At 45.0% G+C, this 1,938-nt stretch carries 1 protein-coding gene and 1 pseudogene; both read left to right on the top strand.

Annotation, left to right across the window (positions count from 1 at the left end; all coding sequences use genetic code 11):
* A pseudogene (locus tag ACP45E_RS13040) lies at window positions 1-770 on the top strand (ribonuclease E); the annotation flags it as partial.
* A gap of 244 nt (window positions 771-1,014) precedes the next feature.
* On the top strand, window positions 1,015-1,938 hold a 924-nt coding region (locus ACP45E_RS13035), incomplete at its 3' end, for a SulP family inorganic anion transporter (protein ID WP_141707330.1).

Raw genomic sequence — 1,938 nt, 5'->3', positions numbered from 1 at the left:
GTCAACGCCGACGTCGTGGACGTGATCGTCGCCCTAACCCATTCCGCCTTCGCAAAGGTGGTGTTGCTTCTCCTGAGATGGCAATGGGTAAAGTGATGCCTCGCTATGATTTAGCCAAGCCTAAGCGTCAGTCGCAAGCTCAACCTGTTGAACCTGTGGTGGAAACCTCCGCAATTAAACTGTCTGGTTTTGCAATGCCTGAAATGGCGATGGGTAAAATCATCCTATGCTCAACGGCGAAAGCGAATACCGATGTCAAAGTTGAAGCGCCGGTGAAACTTGAAGCACCAGTAGTAGCGGAAGTTAAAGAAGTGGCAGCCAAAGTGGTTGAAGCAAACGTTGCCCCTGAAACTAAAACTGAGCCGCCTGTTAATGCCGAAACTGTTGCGCCAGTTGAGAAAGTCGAAACAATAGCTACTCCACAAGAAGCCAGTGTCGATTCGCCTAAACTCGAAGAAACCAAACCCGAAGAAGCTAAGTTAGAAGAAACCAAGCTCGAAGAACCTAAACTTGCAGAAACAACAGTCAACGAAGAAGTCCCAGTTACTACTGAAACTGTGACTCAAGTTCAGCCTGTTGTAGGAAAAACCGGTCGTGTTAAAGCACACGCTACCTCAGCAATGACTAAGGCTCCAGGGCCTCAAGAAATTAAAGAGATTGAAGTGGTTTCTATGCCTCTAAAAACCGAACGCTACCAAGCAAAAGGCGCTGGCAGCCAAGTTGCACGTAGCCAAGCGGGCTCAGGAATGACGAAACCTCAAGGCTTCTAATACCTTTTAAAACGTAAAAAAGGCTGCTAACTCTTAGCAGCCTTTTTTTTCAATATTGAACAAGACATAAGTCAAGTTAATCTATACTAGGTTAATCATTGAACTTAATCACACTTTTCGGTAGCATGCGCCGATTCATACTTATCCGCACTCAAAATAGAATGTTTGTCTATCTCTGATTTTGCTCTATTTGTAACGAAGTGTTGTTTAAGGATAAACCCACAAGCAAAAATACTGAGTTAACATGTTTGAATTTCCACAGTTTTCTAAACACTCTGTAAAAAATGATGTCCTATCCGGGCTTACTGTTGCACTTGCACTGGTACCAGAAGCCGTAGCTTTTGCCTTTGTCGCGGGTGTCGACCCTATGGTTGGTTTATACGCGGCATTTATCGTTGGCCTTATTACTTCTATTTTTGGTGGACGACCTGGAATGATTTCCGGTGCAACAGGCGCAATGGCTGTTGTTATGGTCAGCCTAGTGGCAACTCATGGTGTCCAATACTTATTCGCCGCCATCATGCTTGCGGGTATATTTCAGATATCGGCAGGTCTCTTTAAGCTAGGCAAATTTATTCGCATGGTTCCCCATCCCGTTATGATTGGTTTTGTTAATGGCCTTGCGATTGTTATTTTCCTTGCTCAGCTTGGACAATTTAAAACACCCGATGCTTCCGGTGCACTAACCTGGCTACCTCAAGGTGAAATGTTGCTTATGTTAGGACTTGTTGCACTAACCATGGCTATTATTCATTTTCTGCCTAAACTGACCACGGCGGTGCCATCTTCTCTGGTCGCGATCGTGACTGTCACTGTCCTAGTATCAATGCTGAACCTAGACACCAACACTGTAGTCGATTTCCTACGTACTATGTCTGGTGATGCGAATGCCACATTGGCCGGCTCTTTACCAACGTTCTCGATTCCAGCGGTACCATTTACATTCGAAACACTTCAAATCATCTTGCCTTATGCCATCATTCTTGCCGCCATTGGCTTAATTGAATCATTGCTTACGCTAACGGTTCTAGATGAAATGACCAATACACGTGGTCAATCTAACCGTGAGTGTGTTGGGCAAGGCATGGCAAATGTCACGTGTTCGGTATTCGGCGCAATGGGTGGTTGTGCGATGATTGGACAATCTATGATTAACGTTAATTCTGGT

It is taken from the genome of Vibrio genomosp. F10 str. 9ZD137, from assembly GCF_049974785.1.
GTDB lineage: Bacteria > Pseudomonadota > Gammaproteobacteria > Enterobacterales > Vibrionaceae > Vibrio.
This window is presented reverse-complemented; position numbering and strand designations above follow the sequence as displayed.